This window comes from bacterium endosymbiont of Bathymodiolus sp. 5 South (assembly GCF_900128535.1).
Taxonomy (GTDB): domain Bacteria; phylum Pseudomonadota; class Gammaproteobacteria; order PS1; family Pseudothioglobaceae; genus Thiodubiliella.
This window is the reverse complement of sequence record NZ_FQTR01000346.1, coordinates 1-1,129: the sequence shown is the minus strand read 5'-3', so window position 1 is coordinate 1,129 and position 1,129 is coordinate 1. Positions and strand designations below refer to the sequence as shown.

General features: G+C 34.1%; 1 protein-coding gene. It reads left to right on the top strand.

Features of this window, described 5'->3' with window-relative positions:
* Positions 1-431: 431 nt before the first annotated feature.
* On the top strand, positions 432-1,129 hold a 698-nt coding region (locus BBROOKSOX_RS11385; protein ID WP_139661968.1), incomplete at its 3' end, for a cadherin repeat domain-containing protein.

Here is a 1,129-nt window from a genome sequence, read left to right as displayed (position 1 = left end):
TGATTTCTTTAAACCTTGTCCTAGCAGGGCTAAGGCTGGGTTTAAAAAATCGCCAAGTGGGTGAAAAGTGGGTTTCTGATGATCATTCCTATTTATGCAAAGGCCTCAGTTTAACTTGTTCGAAATAAGAAAATTTAAATTGTTGTCTTAATTTGTTGGGGTTTTATAATGTAGGAGTCTAAGATTACACAACAAAAAAAACTTACACAAGTATCTATTTTTAAGGTAAAAATATATATAGGGGGGTGAATCATAATGCTTTATAAAAAAGTAGTCAGTTTTATACAACTTAGATTCACATCTTATTTTTAATACAGAACTAGAGAATATCTAGGATTCATGCTGATGTTTAAAGTGTAAAAAAACATTTTGCCAATTATTCGCTGTTACTTAGAAACAGCGAAGTAAAATAATTATTAAGGGGAGTTTCTATGAAAACTATAAAACTATTTATTATAAGTGTACTGTTGTTGTCATCATTCCAAGCATTGGCTGCTCTTATTACGGAGCGCATGAACGCAGTTGAAAATAAGGATCAGGTATTCCGCCTTCATAGCATTAAGACCATATCGTATGCAGAAAGTAGTGATAGAGAGCAATTTATAATAAGTAAGACTGGAATAACATTGAAGAAACAAAATTATGAGGCTCTTGACAATAAAACACTTTATATCAAGGTTGACATAGTGCTTACTGATGGGGTTCCTTTACGCCTATATGTTATATTTACAGTTTTGGATGTAGCTGAAGCACCTAAAAATATTCAACTCAGTAATTCAACTATTGAAGCTGGTAGCGTCAATGGTACCGTGATTGGCACAGCTACCGCCGCTGATGACGATACCAACAACGCAGACCTTAGTTACAGTCTTGACGATGATACTAGTAACGAATATTTTTCAATCACTTCAAAGGGTGAGTTAAGTATTAAGACAAAGGTTAATAAAAAACCAGGGGGTAATTATCTTGTTAAGATTAATGCCTCTGATCCACAAAATAACAGCGCTAGCAAAATGTTTGAGATAACAGTAACTAAAGCAATTCCTAAGTTTGCCATTACTACAGCTGATGTTTCTACGCTAGAAAATGCAGATAAAGTGATTAATCTTACTACCAATAGAGGCGGGGC